Genomic DNA, 19,751 nt, shown 5'->3' with positions numbered 1-19,751 from the left:
CTAGCCCTCGTCGCCCGCCCGGTAGATGCCGAACACCGCGCCCTGCGGATCCCGGAGCACCGCGATGCGCGGGCCCTCCGGGACCGACGTGGGTTCCATGAGTACGCCGCCGTCCGCCTGTGTGCTCGCCTCGGCGGTGGCGTCGACGTCCTCGACGGCGAAGTACGGCAGCCAGTGCGAGGGCACCTCGTGCGGGAACTTGTCGCCCATCTCCACCATGCCGCCGAAGTCGGCGCCGCCGATGCCCCACTGCGTGTAGTGCTCCGAGGCGTTGACGGTCCAGCCGAACACCGTCGTGTAGAACGCGGTGACCAGGTCGGGGGTACGTGTCATCAGCTCGACCCAGCCGAGCGCGCCGGGGGCGTTGAACAGACCGGCGCCGGCGAAGGAGCGCGCCTGCCAGAGCTGGAACACCGCGCCGCCCGGGTCGGCCACCACCGCGAAACGCCCCAGGTCGAAGACGTCCATCGGCTCCATGACGACGGCGCCGCCCGCGTCCCGTACCGCCCGCACGGTCGCGTCCGTGTCGGGCACCGCGAACGACACGTTCCAGGCGACCGGCTGCGACTCCTGGAACAGCGGGGTCAGGGCGGCGACCGCCGCGTCGCCGAGGTGCGCGAGCGTGTAGCCGCCCGCCTCCGCGCGCGGGTCCGTCTCCGGACGCCAGCCGAAGACATCGGCGTAGAACCGTTTGGCCGCCTCCAGGTCACTGGTCCCCAGCTCGGTCCAGCAGGGCCCGCCGGGCACCGGCTTGTCCAGTTTCATGGCCGACCTTCTTTCCGGCTTTCGACTTTCCGGTGTGAGCACGTCAGGAGCGCGACGGGCTCCTCCTCGCACGCTAGTCCCGGCCACGGGCCGCGGCGAGCCGACGGAAAACCACATGGCGGCGCCACCCGGTGAGGCGTACTCTCGCCCGCGTACCGCACCTCATGGCGGCCTCCCCAAGTACCCGATCCGGAGGTCTCCGCATGCCCGCGCTCACGGTGCGTCCCTTCCACCGCGACGACCGCGACCAGCTCACCGAACTCGTCAACGCGCATGTCGCCGCTGTCGTCCCGGGTGTCTCCGTCTCCGTGAACACCGTACACAGCGGTATGACACGGCAGCCGGACGAGTTCATCACCGACCCGTGGGTGGCCGAGCGGATCACGCTCGTCGCCGAGCAGCGCCGGTACGTGGTGGCCGGTGCGCATCTCCTGCGCTACCGCGCCGACACCGAGGTCGGTGAGAGCTTCCGGGACGCCGGCGCGATCGACTGGTTCGTCTGTCATCCGCCCGCCTCCTTCTGGCCGGACTCCGACCAGGCCTCCGACCTGCTGATGGCGGCCTGTCTGGCCCAGCTGGCCCGCTGGAACGTCCGACTCCGCTACGCCGACGGATCCCTGCCCGCCCCCGTCGTCTACGGACTGCCACGGCCCTGGCCGCACATCCGTGCCGCCTACGAACGGGCCGGGTTCCGGCACACGGGAGACACCGAGGTCATCCTGATCGCCGACGTGGCCGATCTGCCGTCGTTCACACCCCTGCCGGGAGTCTCCGTCGACCGCACGCTCGGCGAGTGCGGCACCCGCTTCACGGCCCATGCCGACGGGCGCGTACTCGGCTTCATCGAGGTCGACACGGCCCTGGACCGCCCCGAACGTCACTCGCGCAGCGGCGGCCTCGCCGACATCGGCAACCTCCACATCGAGCACCCGGTGGACGGCCTGGAGAACTGGCTGCTCGCCCAGGCGGCCCACTGGCTGCGGCTCTCAGGAGTGCGGCGGCTCTTCGCGTACGAGGCCGCCGACGCCGTGGAAGCGATCAGCAGGCTGACCGGCGCCGGGTTTCGCGAGCTGACGCGCACGGACCGAGGGTGGGAGCACCTTCCGTAGAACACCCTCAGGGCACCCTCACACGCCATCGTGCCGCCCGGCCGGCACCGGTGTCGTGCTCGACCGCACGACGAGTTCGGTGGCCAACTCCACCCGGGGCGAGTCGAGTTCCTCGCCCCGGGTGAGCTTCAGGACCGTACGGACCGCGAGTTTGCCCATCTCGGCGAGGGGTTGGCGGACCGTGGTGAGCGGGGGAGCCGACCAGCGGACTTCCGGAAGGTCGTCGAAACCCACCACGCTCATGTCCTCCGGGACGCGAAGTCCACGTCGCCGCAGTGCCTCGACCGCGCCCATTGCCCTCCGGTCGCTCGTGGCGAAGATCGTCGTGGATGGCTCGGCGAGGTCGAGCAGGGCGTTGCAGCCCTTGAAGCCTGACTCCTGGTAGAAGCCGCCGGGCACGATCAGCGACGCGTCGACGGCGATCCGGGCACGGGCGATCGGCGACCCGTACATCGCCGACGCGCTGCGGGCGGCCCGTGCCGCCGACCCGGCCGCGAAGCTGTACGTCGACGACTACAACGTGGCGGGCGTCAACGCGAAGAGCGCCGCCCTCTACACCTGGTCAAGAACGTGGAGCGTCGAGTCCTGGCGCACCGGGTGCCGGCGGGATCTGCCCGCCGGCACCCGTTGTCAGGTGAACTGCCCCGATCGGGTGGGGAGTTGAGCGGACGGCGAGGTGGCGGACACCGTGGCGTTCACGTCCACTCCTCCGACAGGGCGGAGCACCCGCGTCGGTACGGCCCCCTGATCGCGGAGGCTGGGTGCCGTTCCGTCCCACCAGTCGGAGTTGCCGTCCTCGATGCAGCGCAGCAGGACTCCTTCGCGCAGGGCCCAGGGGCAGAGGGTCATCTCGTCGATGCCCATCAGCTTCATCGTGGTGTGCGCGACGATCGCCCCGGCCAGGGACTGACCGGCCCGCGCGGGGGAGATGCCCGGCAGGAGGGCGCGATCGGCGGCGGGCAGCACCGACAGCCGCTCGACGGCCACAAGGAGGTCAGTACGGGTGATGCCGCGCGGAGTGAAGGGCCCCGACCGGCCCGGGGCCGCGCCGCACAGCCTGCCCAGCTGCTGGAGCGTGCGTGAGGTGGCGACCGTCGTACGGGGCGCCTCCCAGCGGATACGGGCCGCGACGTCACGCAGCTGGTGGCGTACGTGCCGACGCAGCAGCTTGGCCCGGCGAAGCGACGGCGGGTCCTGGCCGCGGAAGAACTCGCGGGTCAGCCGGCTGGCCCCCAGCGGCAGCGAGATCGCGAAGTCCGGCAGCTTGCTCCGGCCGAACGCCACCTCCAGCGTGCCGCCCCCGATGTCCAGCATGGCCAGCGGCCCCGCGCGCCAGCCCATCCAGCGCCGAGCCGCCAGGAAGGTCAGCTCCGCCTCGACCTCGCCGGGCAGCACATGCAGTGGCACTCCCGCCTCCGCGGTGACCCGCTCGAGGATCTCGGGGCGGTTCGGGGCGTCCCGCACGATCGCCGTGGCGAAGGCGAAGGGCTGGGTCACCCCCCACCGCCTGCCTTCCACCCGGGCCTCCGCCACCGCCTCCACCAGCCGGTTCACCTGTTCCTCCGGCAGATGGCCACCCCGCTCGACATGGTCGGAGAGCCTCAGCCGGCGCTTGGCCGTGTGCACGGGAAGCGGAACGGCTCCGTCCGTCTCCGCGATGACGAGTCTTACCGTGTTCGAGCCGACGTCCAGTACACCCATACGCATCCCCTCCCCGTACCCATGGCGGCCCTCGGCACACCGTCGCGGGAACACCGGTCAGGCCCTGTTTGAGCAGTTATGGGTGGGTACTATGCCTTTATGGACAGCTTCGGCAGGGAGATAGCCATCCCTCACGAAGTCGTGGCCGGTTCGGCACCCTTCGTGGTGGGACTTCTGATCACGGCGATGCTGGTCGTCGCGGTGTGGTGGGGGATGCGGGTGCGCGCCCGGGAACCGGGTCCGCCGCGCCCCGAGGACCACCCCCATCTGCCCGCGGGCGGCGCGGTCCACGAGGTCAGCGAGATGCGCGAGCCCGACGAGATGCCGCACAACGGCAGGGTCCTCACCCCGCACGAGCTGCACGGCAACGTCTCCTCGCGCCGCGCCAAGGACCAGACACGACCGATCTGGGGCCGCAACAGCAGCGGCGGCTTCGGCAGCGGCGGGCTCGGCCACCACTGAGGGGCCCGGGCGGTCCGCCCCCTGTTCCGTTCCCTCGTCCTCACGCCCGCCCGGGCAGCTCGCAGACGACGATCCCCTTCTCCAGCAGGCTGCCCAGGATCAGCATGCCGTCGTGCTCGTACACGCTGGTCACCATCCGGTAGCCCGCCCCGCGGCGCCTGAGGTCGTGGCGCACGCGGCCGCCCGGACCGATACCCAGCACACGGGCGACTGGGCGAGGTCGGACCGGCAGGGGCCGGGCCGCTCGCCACGCCGCCCGTCGTACGCCCGCGGGTGCCCGGCGCAGCCAGTCGAGGGGCCGCTGCCGCGGGCCCGCCAGGGCGATCCACACCGTGCCGTCCGCGCTGCGGGAGAGGTTGTCAGGGAAGCCGGGGAGGTTCTCGACCAGGGTGTCGCGCTGTCCGGCCCGTGGCCCGGACAGCCACAGCCGGGTGAGGCGGTACGCACCGGTCTCGGCCACGGCGACCCAGGACTCGTCCTCGGCCAGCACGACTCCGTTCGCGAAGTCCAGGCCGTCCAGCAGGACCTCGGGCTCGCCACCGCCGGGCGGGAGCCGCAGCAGCCGTCCCGTCGCGGTCCGCTCCATCAGGTCGCCGAGCCACTCGTGAAGCCCGAAACGCCTGCTGGAGGCCGTGAAGTACACCGTGCCGTCCGCCGCCGCGGCCGCGTTGCTGCAGAACCGCAACGGCTCACCCGCCACACGGTCGACCAGAACCTCGACCCTCCCTGCGGAAGAAGAAGGGGGAGAGGCAGCAGAGGACCCGGCCCCTGTGCCGGCCTCCGGTGTGACCCGCAGCAGCCCGCGCTCCGCGTCGCACACCAACAAACGTCCGTCCGGCAGGACTTCGAGCCCCAGCGGACGCCCTTCCGTCCGGGCGATCTGCTCCACACGGGCGGGACCGCGCGGCCGGACGCGGAGGATGCGGCCGTCGGCCACGCCCGTGATCACGCGGCCTTGATGGTCGACGACGACATCCTCGGGACCCGTGCCGCCGAGGGGGATCGGACGGAGGGGCGGCAGGACGCCGGGCCCCGCGGTGCGGGCTGTCACGGAGAGTCGCGGTGTCATGAGGAGCGTTCTGCCCGAATGAGGCGCCACAACTCCTCGACGGCTCCATGTGCCCTCGTGCGGAGGCCCCAGGAACCACGAGATCACCCGCTCGCCGCAGGCGTCGCCAGAGCCTGGTCAGGGGCAGTTCGGCCCTTCGGCGGGTCAGCGGTTCCGCAGAGCCTTGATCAGCTCGTCCTTCGACATCGACGAGCGGCCCTCGACGCCGACCTTCTTCGCCTGCTCGTACAGATCCTGCTTCGACCGGTCCTCGTACGAGCCGCTCGTGCCGCCCTTGCGCGAGGAGGATTTCGGACTGTTGGCGATCCGAGCGGCCTTCTCCTTGCCCGCCCCCTCGCGGCGCAGCGCCTGGTAGGTCTTCTCCTCCTTGATCTGCGGCCTGGGCATGGCTTCCCTTCCTCCGCTCGTCCGGGGACCGAACCGTCGCGCGGCGCAACTCGTGGCGCCGCCCGGCGGGGAGCACGTTTCGGGTACCCCCGACCGGCCACTCGGAACACATGGCACACATCGGATACACGATGATGACCGAGCAGGCCGGCCCCCGTGACCTCGTACAACACGTGGTGGCTGCCGAACGGGCCGGATTCGACTTCTCCGTCACGTCCGACCACTACTTCCCCTGGCTGGAGGAGCAGGGGCACGCCCCGTACGCGTGGAGCGTCCTCGGCGCCGCGGCGCAGGCCACCTCCACGATCCCCCTCATGACGTACGTGACCTGTCCGACGACCCGCTACCACCCGGCGGTCGTCGCCCAGAAGGCCGCCACCACGCAACTGCTCGCCGAGGGCCGCTTCCGGCTGGGACTCGGTTCCGGCGAGAACCTCAACGAACACGTGGTGGGCGGGGGCTGGCCCGCCGCGCACGTACGGCTGGAGATGCTGGAAGAGGCCGTGGAGATCATCCGCGAGCTCTTCGACGGCAAGAACGTCAACCACCACGGCCCGCACTTCGACGTGGAGAACGCCCGGCTCTTCGACCTGCCGGACGAGCCGACCCCGATCGGCATCGCCGTCTCGGGCGAACGCTCCTGCGCCCTCGCCGGCCGGCTCGCCGACCTGTTGATCGCCACCGAGCCGAAGGCCGAACTGGTCGACTCCTTCGAACAGCACGGCGGCAGCGGCAAACCCAAGGTGGGCCAGCTGCCCGTCTGCTACGACCCCGACAGGAACGCCGCGGTCCGGCGGGCCCACGAACAGTTCCGCTGGTCGCTGGGCGGCTGGCCGGTCAACTCCGAACTGCCCGGCCCGGCGAGCTTCGACACGGCCACCCAGCACATCCGCCCCGAGGACGTCACGGAGACGGTCCCGTGCGGCGACGACGTCGACACCTTCGTCGAGGCCGTACGCCCCTACGTCACCGCCGGCTTCACCGAGATAGCCCTGGTCCAGATCGGCGGCGACCACCAACTCCCCTTCCTGGACTGGGCCGAGAAGAAACTGCTCCCCGCACTGAAGGACCTCTGAGAGCCTCTGGTGGTCCTCCGAAGGGGCCTCTGGGCGAACGACCGAAGGGACGACAATGGCCATAGCCACGTACACCCTCGTAGCCCTGGACTGCCCGGACCCGCCCGCCCTCGCGGAGTTCTACGCGGGCGTGCTCGGCGGTGAGGTCAAGCAGTACGACGACGACTGGTACGACCTCTACGTGCCCGGCGGCCACCGCATCTCCTTCCAGCGGGCCCCCGACCACCGCCCGCCGGACTGGCCCCGCGCCGACGGCAACTCCCAGCAACTGCACCTGGACTTCACCGTGCCGGACATCGACGCGGCCGAGCCGCAGGTACTCGCCCTCGGCGCCACCCCGCTCGACCTGGACGACAAGGGGGGCAGCCGCAGGTTCCGCGTCTACGCGGACCCGGCCGGCCACCCGTTCTGCCTGTGCTGGGACTGACGCCCAGAGTCGTCCGCGCAGGGCCTCTGCTCAGGGCATCCGCTCAGGGCCGGTACCGCAGCGGATGGTCCGCCGGTACCTCCACCACCACGATCTCCGTGCCGTCCGGATCCGCGAGCCACATCTCGATCAGCCCCCACGGCTCCTTCCGTTCTGCCTGTGCTGGGACTGACGCCCAGAGTCGTCCGCGCAGGGCCTCTGCTCAGGGCATCCGCTCAGGGCCGGTACCGCAGCGGATGGTCCGCCGGTACCTCCACCACCACGATCTCCGTGCCGTCCGGATCCGCGAGCCACATCTCGATCAGCCCCCACGGCTCCTTCACCGGCGGCCGGCGCACCTCGACGCCCGCGGCCACGAGTTCCTCGTACGCCGCCGTGGCGTCCGCGACCTGGAGCCACAACCTGACGGCGGGGGAGGGGGGTTCCTCGGAGCGGCCCGCGACCTCCAGAAAGCCGCCGCCCAGGAAGTAGACGGTGCCGCGCTCGGGACCCGTACCGAACTCGCGGTAGACGGGCAGGCCCAGCTTCTCGCCGTAGAAGGCGCGGGAACGCTCGGGGTCGGTGGGGCGGAGCAAGGTCCGGCTGCTGAGTACATGCACCATGCGCCCGGAGCCTAGTAGGAGGGTTACGCTCGGCGGTGCCCGAGCCGCGCCCGAGATCGGAGAACCGCTCCATGGACACCGCCGCCACCGGACTGACGTTCCGCGACGCCGCCGACGCCGACGTGGACGCCCTCGTCGTGCTGATCGAGTCGGCCTACCGGGGAGACTCCAGCCGCACCGGGTGGACCACCGAGGCGGACATCCTGGAGGGCCAGCGGACCGACCCGGAGGGCGTCCGCGCGGTCATCAAGTCTCCCGACAGCCGCCTGCTGACCGTCGAGCGCGACGGCACGGTGGTCGCCTGCTGCCAGCTCGAACACCGCGGCGACCATGCCTACTTCGGGATGTTCGCGGTCAGTCCCGCACTCCAGGGAGCCGGCCTCGGCAAGGTGATCATCGCGGAGGCGGAGCGGTTCGCCCGTGAGACCTGGGCCGTGAAGGAGATGCACATGACCGTGATCTCCGTACGCGAGGACCTCATCGCCTGGTACGAGCGGCGCGGCTACCACCGTACGGGAGAGATGACTCCCTTCCCGTACGGCGACGAGCGGTTCGGCATCCCGCAGCGCGACGACCTGCGGTTCGAGCTCCTGGTGAAGCCGCTCGCATAATCGTTCCGCCGCGCGGCCCGGCTGCTACGCCGTGAAGCGGCCGGTGCGCTTGATCTCCGGATAGTCGGTGGTCGCGCCGTCCAGCTCCAGGGCGCGTACGAGGCGCAGATGGTCCTGGGTGTTCACGACCCAGCCGATGATCCGCAGGTCCGCCTTGCGTGCGCGCTCGACGACCTCCAGGGTCAGGCGCCGGATGTTCAGGACGAGACTCGTGGCGCCGACCGCGGTGGCCCGCTCGACGACATCGATGCCATAGCGGCTGGCGACCAGCGCCGTGCGGACACCGGGGACGAGCCTCGCGATCTCGGCGATGGCCTCGTCGTGGAACGACAGGACCTCGACCCTGCCGACCAGATCGCGCCGGTTCATGACCTCCGCCAGCGCCCGGGCCGCGGCCACGTCCTTGATCTCGGCCTGCAGCGGAGCCGTGACGGCGTCCAGGACCTCCTCGAAGACCGGGATGCGCTCACCGCGGCCCGCGTCCAGCACACGCAGCTCGGCGAGGGTCTTCTCGGCGATCGGCCCCGAGCCGTCGGTCGTACGGTCCACGTCGGCGTCGTGCATGACGACGAGCGCGCCGTCCTTGCTCAGATGCAGATCGAGTTCGATCAGGTCCAGGCCGGCCTGCTGGGCGGCGATGAAGGAACGGAGGGTGTTCTCGGGTTCGACACCCATGATTCCGCGGTGCCCGATGGTGAGAAAGTTCAAGGCTGACTCCGCTTCCGTCGACGGCGGCTCGGCTGCCGCGTGCTGCGGTCCCGTGCCCACGCGGCAAGGCCGCAGCCTAATGGCCCGGCCGGGCGTTGAACCCGCTCCGGCAGCGGCCAATGAGGCCTTCCAGCGGCGAGAACAGGCCGCGCCGGGCCCCTCCCGCCTCACTCCTGCGTGGGCGAGTCCCGGGTGGGTTGACCGAACTTCGGCGGCTACCCAGCGATCGGCGGAAGTATTCGTCCTCGCGGCGTCCGGCAGGAAAAAGAGCGGTGAAGATAGAGGGAGGCAGGATAATCTCCCGATACTCCACTTGTGGCGAGGAACCCTGCACGCATACGGTGTCCATACGCGAGGTTCTCCCGTGGAGGATGGGTCATGACGGAAATTCTTGTGCAGGTGGGTACGGAGGAGCAGGCTCCTCCCCGGGACAGGGTGGTGGAGCACCCGGCCTGGCCCGTGCTCAAGGATGCCGTGGAGCGGATCCGGCCATGGCAGTCCAAGGACGGTTCGGTCGACTTCGACGCCGAGGGCGCCCCCGGTCGGGCCGACGTCGGTCTCGCCGTGCGCCGTGTCATCGACGCGGTCGAGGAGCTCTCCCCGTTCCTTCCGCACGACGCCGCCTATCACGAGGCGCTGGTCAAGGACCTGCACCGCTGGGCCGAGGGCGGCTTCCAGGTCCCCGACTTCCTCGACTCCCTGCTGGCCTTCCAGCCCGCCGCGCACCGCGAGGACGGGCTCCAGCATCTGGTCGTCTTCCCGATGTACACGCAGAACGGCAATCCGGACCGCAACTTCGAGGCGGTCGTCCTGCGCATGGTCTGGCCTCAGTGGCTGGCCGATCTTGAGCGCACCCGTTACGACAACCCGCTGTTCTGCGGCATCACGTTCGAGGACTTCACGGCCGGCTACGACACCAACTCGGCCGTCCTCTTCCCGGAGACCATCGCCGTGCGCGAGGCGCCCGAACGATTCTCCTGGGGCGGCATCTTCTGCGACCGCGAGGCCGCACGCTTCCGCAAGGTCACCGAGGCCGCCGTCGACACGCTCGGCCTCGAACTGCCCGACGACATCCGCGAGATGGTCGGCGACCAGGCGCGCTGCGAGCAGGCCTTCGTCCTGTGGGACATGGTCCACGACCGCACCCACAGCCACGGCGACCTGCCCTTCGACCCGTTCATGATCAAGCAGCGCCAGCCGTTCTGGATGTACGGCCTGGAGGAGCTGCGCTGCGACCTCACCGCCTTCAAGGAGGCCGTGAAGCTGGAGGCCGACGGCTTCCCGCAGGGCCGTGACGTGCAGTACGCGGTGCTGTTCGACCGCCTGTTCCGCTTCCCCGTGACCGGCGACCGCGTCCGCAACTACGACGGGCTCGGCGGCCAGCTGCTCTTCGCCTACCTGCACAAGCACGACGTCGTCCGCTGGACCGACAACAAGCTGCACATCGACTGGCAGCGAGCCCCGCAGGTCACCAACCAGCTGTGCGCCGAGATCGAGAAGCTGTACCGCGACGGCATCGACCGCCCGAAGCTGGTCCACTGGTTCGCCGCGTACGACATGGTGTCCCAGTACCTCGCCCCGCACCCGGGATCCCGCTGGGCCAAGGGCCCGGACGCCCTCGATCTGAACCAGCCGCCGCGAAAGCTCGTGGACGACGTGCTTCCGGACGAGTTTCCCCTGAGCATGTTCTATGAGGCCCTCTCCAAGAAGCTGAAGAACGTGATCGCCGCCACCAAGGGCATCACGGCGGAGAGTGCCGAGCGGGTGGCCGCGTGAGCGACCGCGCCAGAATCACTGCTCAGGAGGCGAAGATCATGGGGAATGGGGCTCTCAGCGGTGCGGTGATCGCGGTGGCCGGCGCGGGCGGACCCGCGGGCAGGGCGGCGCTCCTGCGGCTCGCCGAGGCGGGAGCGACCGTCGTCGGCTCGGACAACGATCCCGAGCGGCTCGCGGAGGCTGTGGACGCGGCCCGGTACGCGCACGGCGGCTCCACGGTCGTCGGCGACACGGTCGACCTGCTCGACCTGCAGTCCAGCCACGACTGGGCCGCCCGCATCGAGAAGGACTTCGGGCGGGTCGACGGCCTGGTCCACCTCGTGGGCGGCTGGCGCGGCAGCGAGACCTTCACCAGGACCAGCCTCGACGACTGGGATTTCCTGGAAATGCTTCTGATCCGTACCGTGCAGCACACCTCCCTCGCCTTCCACGAGGCGCTGCAGCGCAGCGAGCGCGGCCGGTACGTCCTCATCAGCGCGGCGGGAGCGAGCAGGCCCACCGCGGGCAACGCCGCCTACTCCGCCGCCAAGGCCGCGGCCGAGGCGTGGACGCTGGCGATGGCCGACTTCTTCCGCAAGGCCGGAGTCTCCGCGGGTGCGGACGGGGCGACGTCAGCGGCTGCCATCCTGGTGGTGAAGGCGTTGGTGCACGACGCGATGCGCGCCGAGCGCCCGAACGCGAAGTTCGCGGGCTTCACGGACGTCAAGGAGCTGGCCGAGGCCATCACCGGCGTCTGGGATCAGCCCGCCTCCGAAGTGAACGGAAAGCGTCTGTGGCTGACCGAGAAGCCGTGAACCCTCCGAAGACCGACGCGCGGCGGCGTCACGACCCGGAGATCCGCGGATTCGCCAGCGACAACTACGCGGGGGCTCACCCCGAGGTGCTCGCCGCCCTGGCCCTGGCCAACGGCGGGCACCAGATCGCGTACGGCGAGGACGACTACACCGATCACCTCCAGCAGGTGATCCGGGGGCACTTCGGCGCGAGTGCCGAGGCGTTCCCCGTCTTCAACGGCACGGGCGCGAACGTCGTGGCGCTCCAGGCGCTCACGGACCGCTGGGGCGCGGTGATCTGCGCGGAGAGCGCGCACATCAACGTCGACGAGGGCGGCGCCCCCGAGCGGATGGGCGGGCTCAAGCTGCTCACGGTGCCCACGCCCGACGGCAAGCTCACCCCCGAGCTCATCGACCGGCAGGCGTACGGCTGGGACGACGAGCACCGTGCGATGCCGCAGGTCGTGTCGATCACCCAGAACACCGAGCTGGGCACCGTCTACACGCCCGACGAGGTCCGCGCGATCTGCGAGCACGCCCACGCGCACGGCATGAAGGTGCATCTCGACGGCGCCCGGATAGCCAACGCGGCCGCCTCGCTGGACGTCCCGATGCGGGCGTTCACCAACGCGGTCGGCGTGGACGTCCTCTCCTTCGGCGGCACGAAGAACGGCGCACTGTTCGGCGAGGCGGTCGTCGTCATCAATCAGGACGCCGTCAGCCACATGAAGCACCTGCGCAAGCTGTCGATGCAGCTCGCCTCCAAGATGCGCTTCGTCTCGGTGCAGTTGGAGGCGCTGCTCGCCAAGGACCTGTGGCTGCGCAACGCCCGCCACGCGAACGAGATGGCCCAGCGTCTCGCCGAGGGCGTGCGCGCCGTACACGGCGTCGAGATCCTCCACCCCGTGCAGGCCAACGCCGTCTTCGCGCGGCTGCCCCACGACGTGAGCGAGCGCCTGCAGAAGCGCTACCGCTTCTACTTCTGGGACGAGGCCGCGGGCGACGTCCGCTGGATGTGCGCCTTCGACACGACCGAGGACGACGTCGACGGGTTCGTGGCGGCACTCAAGGAGGAAATGGCTCGCTAGCGATCCATGATGGTGTGCATAGATATGCGGTTACCCGAAAAGTCATTGACTGTCGGGTGATCGCATTCCTATGCTCTGCGGGCATGGAGCTGATCCAGAACACCCCCGACCTGTCCGCATACTTGGCCGCTGACGAGGTGGTCGACCATCACCATCCGCTCGTACGGGAGACGGCTGCGCGTCTCGCCGAGGGGGTGGCGGACTCGTATGACTATGCGCGCGCCGCGTACGAGTTCGTGCGCGACACCGTCCCGCACTCCCAGGACGCCGGCGACCCGCGCGTCACCTGGCGCGCGTCCGACGTCCTGGAGCTGCGCACCGGCATCTGCCACGCCAAGGCGCATGCGCTCGCCGCGCTCCTGCGGGCCGAGGACATCCCCACCGCGTTCTGCTACCAGTCGCTTCTCCATGACGACGGATGCGGGCATGTCGTGCACGGCCTGGTCGCCGTGCGGTTCAACGGGGCCTGGCACCGGCAGGACTGCCGCGGCAACAAGCCGGGCGTGGATGCCCAGTTCTCGCTCGACGGCGAACAGCTGGCCTTCTCCGTCGATCCACAGTCCAATGAGGTGGACTATCCAGTACTGTACGCTGAACCTCATCCGGTCGTCCTGAGCGCCCTCAAGGCAGCCCCCGACCGGCCGCACCTGTGGAAGTCCCTCCCCACCGCACTCTGAGGCAAGGCAGACGATGACCCTCCCGCTCACCGTGTCCGACGAGGTGCGCGCCCTCGCGCCCGGTTTCACGCACCTCACCGTCGAGGCGTACGGACTCGTCAACGGGCCCAGTACGGACGGCACCTCGGAACTCCTCGACGACGCGGCCCGCCGTCTCGCGGCCCGTCTCGACGGGCGCGCCCCGCACGAGGACCTGCACATGGCCGCCTGGCGCGAGGTCTACACGGCGTTCGGCTCCAAGCCCTCGCGTACGCGCAACTCGGCGGAGGCGCTGGCGAAGAGGGCCCTCTCGGACGCCGGGCTGCCCCGGATCAACGTGCTGGTCGACCTCTACAACGCGATCAGCGTCGCCCATCTGATCCCGGTGGGCGGGGAGGACCTCGACCACATCCAGGGCGGGATGCGTCTCGTGCGCGCCACGGGCGACGAGGACTTCGTGACCGTCGCGGCGGGGGAGGAGACCGTCGAGCACCCCGACGCCGGCGAGGTGGTGTGGTGCGACGAGAGGGGCGTGACCTGCCGCCGCTGGAACTGGCGCCAGGGCCCGCGCACCCGCCTCACCGAGGAGTCCACCTCGGCGGTCTTCCTCCTGGAGAGCCTCACACCGATGCCGGTGGCCGACGTCGAGGCCGCGGGCTCCGAACTCGCCGAACTGCTGGAGAAGTTCAGCCCGGGGGCGCGGATCACCGTTCACGCGCCTCGGTAGCGGCTCCGTACGAGCAGCCGCTCAGCGGGCCTCGGCGGCCTTGACCTCTTCGGGGGTCGGGGCCGTGCCGCCGAGGTGGGCCGGCATCCACCAGGTGTCGTTCGGGCCCTTGGGGCGTACGGGGTAGGCGCGCTGCGCGGCTTCCAGGAGCTCCTGCACCCGCTCGCGCAACTGGCGGGTGATCGCGCCCGCGTACTTGTCGCGCGAGGCCTCTATGGCCTCGCCGACACGGATGGTGATCGGGATGTGGCTGCGCTTGAAGTTGCGCGGGTGGCCCTTGGTCCAGAGCCGCTGCGTGCCCCACACCGCCATCGGGATCAGCGGGACGCCGGCCTCCTGGGCCATGCGCGCGGCACCCGACTTGAAGCTCTTCAGCGTGAACGACTGGGAGATCGTGGCCTCGGGGAAGACGCCGACGATCTCGCCGGAGCGCAGCGAGTCGAGCGCGTGGGCGTACGCCGCCTCGCCGTTCTTGCGGTCCACCGGGATGTGCTTCATGTTGCGCATCAGCGGGCCGGAGATCTTGTGCCGGAAGACCGACTCCTTCGCCATGAAGCGGACCAGACGCTTCTGCGGCAGGGCGGCCAGACCGTCGAAGATGAAGTCGAGATAGCTGATGTGATTGCTCACCAGCACCGCACCGCCCGAGCGCGGGATGTTCTCCGTTCCCTTGAGGTCGATCTTCAGGTCCCAGGCCTTGAACAACGTCTGGGCGAGACCGGTGGCGGGACGGTAGGCAAGCTCAGCCATGGACGGAGTGGACCCTTCTCTCTGGTCTGCCTGGGAAGGGGGCTCCCGGCGGGAAGTTACGGTGCCGTAGGTTTACGGCATTGCGCAGATCGTGCCCCAAGAACGGACGAGTGGCCAGTCCTCGTGCCGCGCAAGGGCGAGATCCTCGTCACGTCACCCCTTGATCCACCTCGGAGTTTTAAGCCGCCTTTACTCTGCGCGAACCGTGAGCCGACGTACGAGCAGGTACATCTCGCACCCGAGGCAGTACCCGAACGCCGCGTTCAGAAACGCCGCCGCGAGCGCCGCCCCGGTCGCCGCGAGACCCAGCCACTCGGGCCCCACTCCGTAGCCGATCAACCCCAGCGCCGCGAACGCGAATCCGACCGCCTGTGCGAACCGCGGCGGCGCCGGCGCCTCGAACTCCGTCGGCGGCCCGATCCGGGGACGCACCGCCTTGCGGAACAGCCAGCCGTACGGAGAACGCGCCACGCCACCGGCAGCGCCGAGCGCGAACGCCAGTGTCTGCCAGGCCAGCAGCCAGGCGCTGCCGGTGATCAGTACGACCGCCAGTACGACGGTCGTCACGGCCGCTCCGAAACGCGGCCCTCTTGCATCGATGTCCATGGATCAAGCATTCCGCATGGAAAACGTTCCGCTGCCGCGGGAATCTTTGCAGTCTCGTGAATGCTGAAGCCGGAGATGGCCGGAATCGTGGTGTGCGTGGTGGTGCTCGTGGCGGCGAGCGCCTTCGGAGTGCTGAACCGACGGCGGAGCGGGAGAGTCAGAGTGCGCGGGCGGGACGGCGGAAAGCGGCTGGGCGCGGCCGAGTTGGGCGAGGACCTCGGTGAACGCGCCACACTTGTCCAGTTCTCCAGCGCCTTCTGCGCGCCCTGCCGGGCGACCCGCAGGGTGCTCGGCGAGGTCGCCGACATGGTCCCGGGCGTGACGCACGTCGAGATCGACGCCGAGGACCACCTCGACCTCGTACGGGAACTCGACATTCTCAAGACGCCGACCGTGCTCGTCCTCGACGCGGACGGACGCGTGGTCCGGCGCGCGACGGGACAGCCGCGCAAGGCGGACGTGATCGCCGCGCTCGGCGAGGCGGTCGGAACACCCTGACCTGTGAAGCTGGACGAGGCTGGAGGGCACCGGTGACGCATCTCCCATATGCCGGGACGCACTTGACTGCACGCACCACCTATCGTCAGCCTGACCGTATGCCCCAGGAACTCCTTCTCGTCGAGCGCGAACGCCCTCGGACCGCGGCTCCCGCCCGCTGCGCGAGCGCGCACTGTCCGGGCTGTTGACCAGCCCAGGACCTGCTCGTCGCCTCCCGCAGAAGGACAACTCCATGACGGCCACGCCCGATCTCGGAACCCCTCGGCTCTCCTCTCCCGAACTTGCCTCCCCGGACCTCCTGCGCTCCGTCTTCCGGCGGCACGCCGCAGGAGTTGCCGTGATCACCGCCCAGGGCGGCGAGGGCCCCGTGGGCTTCACCGCGACCTCCCTCACCTCGGTGTCCGCCGAGCCCCCGCTGGTCTCCTTCGGTGTTGGCACCGGCGCGTCCAGCTGGCCGGCGATCGCCGAGCAGGATCACGTCGGCGTGCACATACTCGGCGAGCACCAGCGCGAACTGGCGGCCACCTTCGCCCGCAGCGGCGCCGACCGCTTCGGCGCGCCCACCGCCTGGCGGGAGGGCCCCGAGGGTGTCCCCGTACTGGACGACGTCCTCGCCTGGCTCGTCTGCCGGGTCGTCGCCCGCGTACCGGCCGGGGACCACCGCGTCGTGCTGGCCGAGGTGGTCCTCGGGGACCCCGCCGGCGCCGGCCGCCCACTCCTGTACCACCAGGGCGACTTCAAGGGGCTGCGGGAATGACGCGTCGGGCCGTACGGCCCGCCTCGCCTGCGGGAGCGTCGAGTTCCGATTACGCTGCGTTGCGAAGGTCACAGTTCAAAGCGCTTGCTTAGAGGGAACCACCTGCGGGAGCGTAGATGTGCGTACTGGCGAGTAATATTTCGCTCGGAGCGCGGGTCGCCCCCACCGGGAACGGCCGCTTCAGGCGCCTATGCTGCCCATAAGCAGGCAGCCCAGAAAAGACGATGCAGTAGGAGAGCCGGCGTGAGCTTGAGGATCGTTGTCACCGTGAAGTACGTGCCCGACGCCACTGGCGACCGGCACTTCGCCGATGACCTGACCGTCGACCGTGACGACGTGGACGGCCTGCTGTCGGAGCTCGACGAGTACGCGGTCGAGCAGGCCCTGCAGATCGCCGACGAGGCGGACGACGCGGAGATCACCGTGCTGACCGTCGGCCCCGAGGACGCCAAGGACGCGCTGCGCAAGGCGCTCTCCATGGGCGCGGACAAGGCGATCCACGTCGAGGACGACGACCTGCACGGCACGGACATCATCGGTACGTCGCTCGTGCTGGCCAAGGCCATCGAGAAGGCCGGCTACGACCTGGTCATCTCCGGCATGGCGTCCACCGACGGCACCGCCGGTGTCGTCCCGGCGCTGCTCGCCGAGCGTCTGGGTGTTCCGCAGGTCACGCTGCTCTCCGAGGTCTCGGTCGAGGACGGTGTGGTCAAGGGTCGCCGTGACGGCGACACCGCGTCCGAGCAGCTGGAGGCCTCCCTGCCGGCCGTCGTGTCGGTCACCGACCAGTCGGGCGAGGCGCGTTACCCGTCCTTCAAGGGCATCATGGCCGCCAAGAAGAAGCCGGTGCAGTCCTGGGACCTGGAGGACCTGGAGATCGAGACGGACGAGGTCGGTCTCGAAGGCTCCTGGACCAAGGTCGACTCCGCCACCGAGCGCCCGGCACGCACCGCCGGCACGATCGTCAAGGACGAGGGCGAGGGCGGCAAGCAGCTCGCCGCCTTTCTCGCGGAGCGCAAGTTCGTCTGATGCAGCCTCGCGGGCCAGAAGTTCATCTAGGGCCCCATCGAGGCTCGCTGAACCTCCATCCGCCGACCGCCCCTCATCTTTCGCAAGCAGGAGAGCATTCCCATGGCTGAAGTTCTCGTCTACGTCGACCACGTGGACGGTGCCGTCCGCAAGCCCACCCTTGAACTGCTGACGCTGGCCCGCCGCATCGGCGAGCCCGTCGCCGTCGCGCTGGGCCCCGGCGCCGCCGACACCGCCGCCGCACTCGCCGAGCACGGCGCGGTCAAGGTCCTCACGCACGACGCCGCGGAGTACGCCGACTACCTGGTCGTACCGAAGGTGGACGCGCTGCAGGCCGCGTACGAGGCCGTTTCCCCGGCCGCCGTGCTCGTGCCGTCCTCCGCCGAGGGCAAGGAGATCGCCGCCCGTCTCGCGGTCCGTATCGGTTCGGGCATCATCACCGACGCCGTCGACCTGGAGGCCGGTGACGAGGGTCCGGTGGCCACGCAGTCCGCGTTCGCCGCCTCCTTCACCACCAAGTCCCGCATCTCCAAGGGCACCCCGGTCATCACGGTCAAGCCCAACAGTGCCGCCGTGGAGGCCGCCCCGGCCGCCGGCGCCGTCGAGGCCCTCGCGGTCTCCTTCTCGGACAAGGCGACCGGCACCAAGGTCACCGGCCGCACCCCGCGCGAGTCGACGGGCCGCCCCGAGCTGACCGAGGCCGCGATCGTGGTCTCCGGCGGCCGCGGTGTCAACGGCGCCGAGAACTTCGGGATCATCGAGGCCCTCGCCGACTCCCTCGGCGCGGCCGTCGGCGCCTCGCGTGCCGCGGTGGACGCCGGCTGGTACCCGCACACCAACCAGGTCGGCCAGACCGGCAAGAGCGTGTCCCCGCAGCTCTACATCGCCTCCGGCATCTCCGGCGCCATCCAGCACCGCGCCGGTATGCAGACCTCCAAGACGATCGTCGCGGTCAACAAGGACGCCGAGGCGCCGATCTTCGACCTGGTCGACTACGGCGTGGTCGGCGACCTCTTCGACGTCGTCCCCCAGCTCACCGAGGAGATCAACACCCGCAAGGGCTGATCGGCTTCGCGGGTACCTCGCAGGAAGCTCGCGAGTACCCCGTGACCTACGAGGCCCCGGAGACCGTCACGGTCTCCGGGGCCTCGCCTCATGCCAGGGTCAGTGACGCCTGTACGGGCAGATGGTCGCTTGGGAACTGTCCGCCCACGGAGAAGGTGTTGATCGACGCCCGGTGCGAGGTCACGCCGGGCGTGGCGAGTATCCAGTCGATGCGGTCGCCGTCCGGGACCAGGGGCCGGTAGCCGTGGAAGGTGGCGTACAGCGTGCTCCGCTCGGCCGCGGTGTCCCAGGTGTCGGTGAGTCCGGCGGCCAGCATCGTGTCGTAGACCGGGTTCTTGTGGGCGGCGACGTTGAAGTCGCCGGTCACCACGAGCGGCAGGGTCCGGTCGAGCCCGGCGATCCGTGCGGCGATCAGGGACGCCGCACGCGCGCGTGCGTTCTGGCTCGCGTTGTCGAGGTGGGTGTTGAGGAAGTAGAACTGCCGCTCGCTGTCGCCCAGGTCACGGAAGCGGACCCAGGTCACCATGCGTATGGACCCGCCGCCCCAGGTGTTCGAGCCGATCACGTCGGGGGTGTCGGAGAGCCAGAAGTGGTCGTACTCGACCGGGGCGAGTCTGCGGGTGTCGTAGTAGACCGCCATGAACTCATCGCGGCTGCCGCCCGCGCGGCCCGTGCCGATCCAGTCGTAGTGCGGTCCGAGGTCGGTCTCTATGTCGCGCACCTGCTGGTAGAGACCCTCCTGGACGCCCATGACGTGCGGCCGCTCCCGGCGCAGCAGTTCGCGCATCACGGGGCGGCGGACGGCCCAGCTGTTGGGTTCGGCGGTGCTCGCGTACCGCAGGTTGAAGGACATGACCTCCAGCCGGCGGTTCCGAGGTATTCGGTTCGCGGCGGAGGCGGGTGTGGTCGACAGTGCTGTACTGGACAGAGGCAGCGTGACCGCTGCAGCGAGAGCGGTCTTGAGGCCCAGGCGGCGCGTGACTCGACTGCGATGGGGCACGGGTGGCTCCTTCTGTGGCGGATGCCGGTTCCTGTGGGGGACACCGGTCCTGCTGCGGACAGCGGACGAGTCGTGCGCATCGCAGTCTCGAAGCTCGGCGTGAACATGT

The 19,751-nt window shown here is 70.1% G+C and carries 23 protein-coding genes and 3 pseudogenes; 15 read left to right on the top strand and 11 right to left on the bottom strand.

Features of this window, described 5'->3' with window-relative positions; genetic code table 11:
• On the bottom strand, positions 1-765 hold the full coding sequence (locus tag ACZ5VQ_RS27215; RefSeq protein WP_469107166.1) for a VOC family protein: 765 nt from the start codon (positions 763-765) through the stop codon (positions 1-3).
• Positions 766-968: 203 nt separating this feature from the next.
• On the opposite strand from ACZ5VQ_RS27215, the gene ACZ5VQ_RS27210 reads away from it, so the two are divergent.
• Positions 969-1,874: an N-acetyltransferase gene (locus tag ACZ5VQ_RS27210; protein WP_469107165.1), complete on the top strand. Its 906-nt coding sequence runs from the start codon at positions 969-971 to the stop codon at positions 1,872-1,874.
• A gap of 18 nt (positions 1,875-1,892) precedes the next feature.
• Here the strand turns inward: ACZ5VQ_RS27210 and ACZ5VQ_RS27205 are convergent.
• Positions 1,893-2,303: pseudogene (locus ACZ5VQ_RS27205) on the bottom strand (substrate-binding domain-containing protein); the annotation flags it as partial.
• Positions 2,304-2,310: 7 nt separating this feature from the next.
• On the opposite strand from ACZ5VQ_RS27205, the pseudogene ACZ5VQ_RS27200 reads away from it, so the two are divergent.
• A pseudogene (locus tag ACZ5VQ_RS27200) lies at positions 2,311-2,430 on the top strand (endo-1,4-beta-xylanase); the annotation flags it as partial.
• 74 nt (positions 2,431-2,504) lie between these two features.
• Here the strand turns inward: ACZ5VQ_RS27200 and ACZ5VQ_RS27195 are convergent.
• Complete coding sequence (locus tag ACZ5VQ_RS27195) at positions 2,505-3,581, bottom strand: Ppx/GppA family phosphatase (protein WP_362068506.1); 1,077 nt, start codon at positions 3,579-3,581, stop codon at positions 2,505-2,507.
• Between the two features lie 93 nt (positions 3,582-3,674).
• Here ACZ5VQ_RS27195 and ACZ5VQ_RS27190 point away from each other — a divergent pair, with 93 nt between their 5' ends.
• Positions 3,675-4,037, top strand: a complete 363-nt coding sequence (locus ACZ5VQ_RS27190; RefSeq protein WP_469107164.1) for a DUF6479 family protein — start codon at positions 3,675-3,677, stop codon at positions 4,035-4,037.
• A gap of 40 nt (positions 4,038-4,077) precedes the next feature.
• Here ACZ5VQ_RS27190 and ACZ5VQ_RS27185 read toward each other — a convergent pair whose 3' ends face one another.
• Both ACZ5VQ_RS27185 and ACZ5VQ_RS27180 read right to left on the bottom strand, forming a co-directional pair.
• Positions 4,078-5,106, bottom strand: coding sequence for an SMP-30/gluconolactonase/LRE family protein (locus ACZ5VQ_RS27185; RefSeq protein WP_469107163.1), 1,029 nt, complete (start codon positions 5,104-5,106; stop codon positions 4,078-4,080).
• A 144-nt stretch (positions 5,107-5,250) separates the two neighbouring features.
• A complete protein-coding gene (locus ACZ5VQ_RS27180) occupies positions 5,251-5,493 on the bottom strand; it encodes a DUF7218 family protein (protein WP_469107162.1) in 243 nt (80 codons plus the stop codon).
• Positions 5,494-5,603: 110 nt separating this feature from the next.
• On the opposite strand from ACZ5VQ_RS27180, the gene ACZ5VQ_RS27175 reads away from it, so the two are divergent.
• A complete protein-coding gene (locus tag ACZ5VQ_RS27175) occupies positions 5,604-6,569 on the top strand; it encodes an LLM class F420-dependent oxidoreductase (protein ID WP_469107161.1) in 966 nt (321 codons plus the stop codon).
• A 55-nt stretch (positions 6,570-6,624) separates the two neighbouring features.
• Entirely contained in the window at positions 6,625-6,996 is a 372-nt protein-coding gene (locus ACZ5VQ_RS27170; protein ID WP_362068518.1) for a VOC family protein, read from the top strand.
• A gap of 43 nt (positions 6,997-7,039) precedes the next feature.
• On the opposite strand, the pseudogene ACZ5VQ_RS27165 reads toward ACZ5VQ_RS27170, so the two are convergent.
• A pseudogene (locus ACZ5VQ_RS27165) lies at positions 7,040-7,144 on the bottom strand (VOC family protein); the annotation flags it as partial.
• A 67-nt stretch (positions 7,145-7,211) separates the two neighbouring features.
• Positions 7,212-7,598, bottom strand: a complete 387-nt coding sequence (locus tag ACZ5VQ_RS27160; protein WP_469107160.1) for a VOC family protein — start codon at positions 7,596-7,598, stop codon at positions 7,212-7,214.
• 71 nt (positions 7,599-7,669) lie between these two features.
• Here ACZ5VQ_RS27160 and ACZ5VQ_RS27155 point away from each other — a divergent pair, with 71 nt between their 5' ends.
• On the top strand, positions 7,670-8,209 hold the full coding sequence (locus ACZ5VQ_RS27155; protein WP_469107159.1) for a GNAT family N-acetyltransferase: 540 nt from the start codon (positions 7,670-7,672) through the stop codon (positions 8,207-8,209).
• 24 nt (positions 8,210-8,233) lie between these two features.
• Here ACZ5VQ_RS27155 and ACZ5VQ_RS27150 read toward each other — a convergent pair whose 3' ends face one another.
• Complete coding sequence (locus ACZ5VQ_RS27150) at positions 8,234-8,917, bottom strand: glycerophosphodiester phosphodiesterase (RefSeq protein ID WP_189842207.1); 684 nt, start codon at positions 8,915-8,917, stop codon at positions 8,234-8,236.
• Positions 8,918-9,295: 378 nt separating this feature from the next.
• On the opposite strand from ACZ5VQ_RS27150, the gene ACZ5VQ_RS27145 reads away from it, so the two are divergent.
• The 5 genes from ACZ5VQ_RS27145 to ACZ5VQ_RS27125 all read left to right on the top strand — a co-directional run bounded on the left by ACZ5VQ_RS27145 (position 9,296) and on the right by ACZ5VQ_RS27125 (position 13,937).
• Positions 9,296-10,693 carry a DUF6421 family protein gene (locus ACZ5VQ_RS27145; RefSeq protein ID WP_469107158.1) on the top strand — a complete coding sequence of 466 codons (1,398 nt, stop codon included), beginning with the start codon at positions 9,296-9,298 and terminating at the stop codon, positions 10,691-10,693.
• A gap of 38 nt (positions 10,694-10,731) precedes the next feature.
• On the top strand, positions 10,732-11,487 hold the full coding sequence (locus tag ACZ5VQ_RS27140; RefSeq protein ID WP_362068530.1) for an SDR family oxidoreductase: 756 nt from the start codon (positions 10,732-10,734) through the stop codon (positions 11,485-11,487).
• On the top strand, positions 11,484-12,554 hold the full coding sequence (locus tag ACZ5VQ_RS27135) for a threonine aldolase family protein (protein ID WP_469107157.1): 1,071 nt from the start codon (positions 11,484-11,486) through the stop codon (positions 12,552-12,554). Before ACZ5VQ_RS27140 ends, ACZ5VQ_RS27135 begins: the two co-directional genes overlap by 4 nt.
• A gap of 83 nt (positions 12,555-12,637) precedes the next feature.
• Complete coding sequence (locus ACZ5VQ_RS27130) at positions 12,638-13,231, top strand: transglutaminase domain-containing protein (RefSeq protein WP_469107156.1); 594 nt, start codon at positions 12,638-12,640, stop codon at positions 13,229-13,231.
• A 13-nt stretch (positions 13,232-13,244) separates the two neighbouring features.
• Positions 13,245-13,937, top strand: coding sequence for a B3/B4 domain-containing protein (locus tag ACZ5VQ_RS27125; RefSeq protein ID WP_469107155.1), 693 nt, complete (start codon positions 13,245-13,247; stop codon positions 13,935-13,937).
• Positions 13,938-13,958: 21 nt separating this feature from the next.
• On the opposite strand, the gene ACZ5VQ_RS27120 is transcribed toward ACZ5VQ_RS27125, so the two are convergent.
• Positions 13,959-14,687: a lysophospholipid acyltransferase family protein gene (locus tag ACZ5VQ_RS27120; RefSeq protein ID WP_469107154.1), complete on the bottom strand. Its 729-nt coding sequence runs from the start codon at positions 14,685-14,687 to the stop codon at positions 13,959-13,961.
• Positions 14,688-14,876: 189 nt separating this feature from the next.
• The gene (locus tag ACZ5VQ_RS27115) at positions 14,877-15,293 is read right to left on the bottom strand and encodes a DUF4395 domain-containing protein (RefSeq protein WP_469107153.1); all 417 of its coding nucleotides are present in this window, start codon (positions 15,291-15,293) and stop codon (positions 14,877-14,879) included.
• A 75-nt stretch (positions 15,294-15,368) separates the two neighbouring features.
• Between ACZ5VQ_RS27115 and ACZ5VQ_RS27110 the strand changes: the two genes are divergently transcribed.
• From ACZ5VQ_RS27110 to ACZ5VQ_RS27095, 4 genes are all read left to right on the top strand, one after another.
• On the top strand, positions 15,369-15,791 hold the full coding sequence (locus ACZ5VQ_RS27110; protein WP_362069472.1) for a TlpA family protein disulfide reductase: 423 nt from the start codon (positions 15,369-15,371) through the stop codon (positions 15,789-15,791).
• 232 nt (positions 15,792-16,023) lie between these two features.
• Positions 16,024-16,548, top strand: coding sequence for a flavin reductase family protein (locus tag ACZ5VQ_RS27105; RefSeq protein ID WP_469107152.1), 525 nt, complete (start codon positions 16,024-16,026; stop codon positions 16,546-16,548).
• Positions 16,549-16,791: 243 nt separating this feature from the next.
• Positions 16,792-17,577, top strand: coding sequence for an electron transfer flavoprotein subunit beta/FixA family protein (locus tag ACZ5VQ_RS27100; protein ID WP_469107151.1), 786 nt, complete (start codon positions 16,792-16,794; stop codon positions 17,575-17,577).
• Between the two features lie 102 nt (positions 17,578-17,679).
• Positions 17,680-18,642, top strand: a complete 963-nt coding sequence (locus ACZ5VQ_RS27095; protein ID WP_469107150.1) for an electron transfer flavoprotein subunit alpha/FixB family protein — start codon at positions 17,680-17,682, stop codon at positions 18,640-18,642.
• A gap of 88 nt (positions 18,643-18,730) precedes the next feature.
• Here the strand turns inward: ACZ5VQ_RS27095 and ACZ5VQ_RS27090 are convergent, their stop codons facing one another.
• Positions 18,731-19,642: an endonuclease/exonuclease/phosphatase family protein gene (locus tag ACZ5VQ_RS27090; RefSeq protein WP_469107149.1), complete on the bottom strand. Its 912-nt coding sequence runs from the start codon at positions 19,640-19,642 to the stop codon at positions 18,731-18,733.
• Between the last annotated feature and the right edge of the window lie 109 nt (positions 19,643-19,751).

This window comes from Streptomyces sp. NPDC033178, from assembly GCF_055577685.1.
The sequence above is the reverse complement of the archived record's forward strand: the minus strand, read 5'-3'. Positions and strand labels throughout refer to the sequence as shown.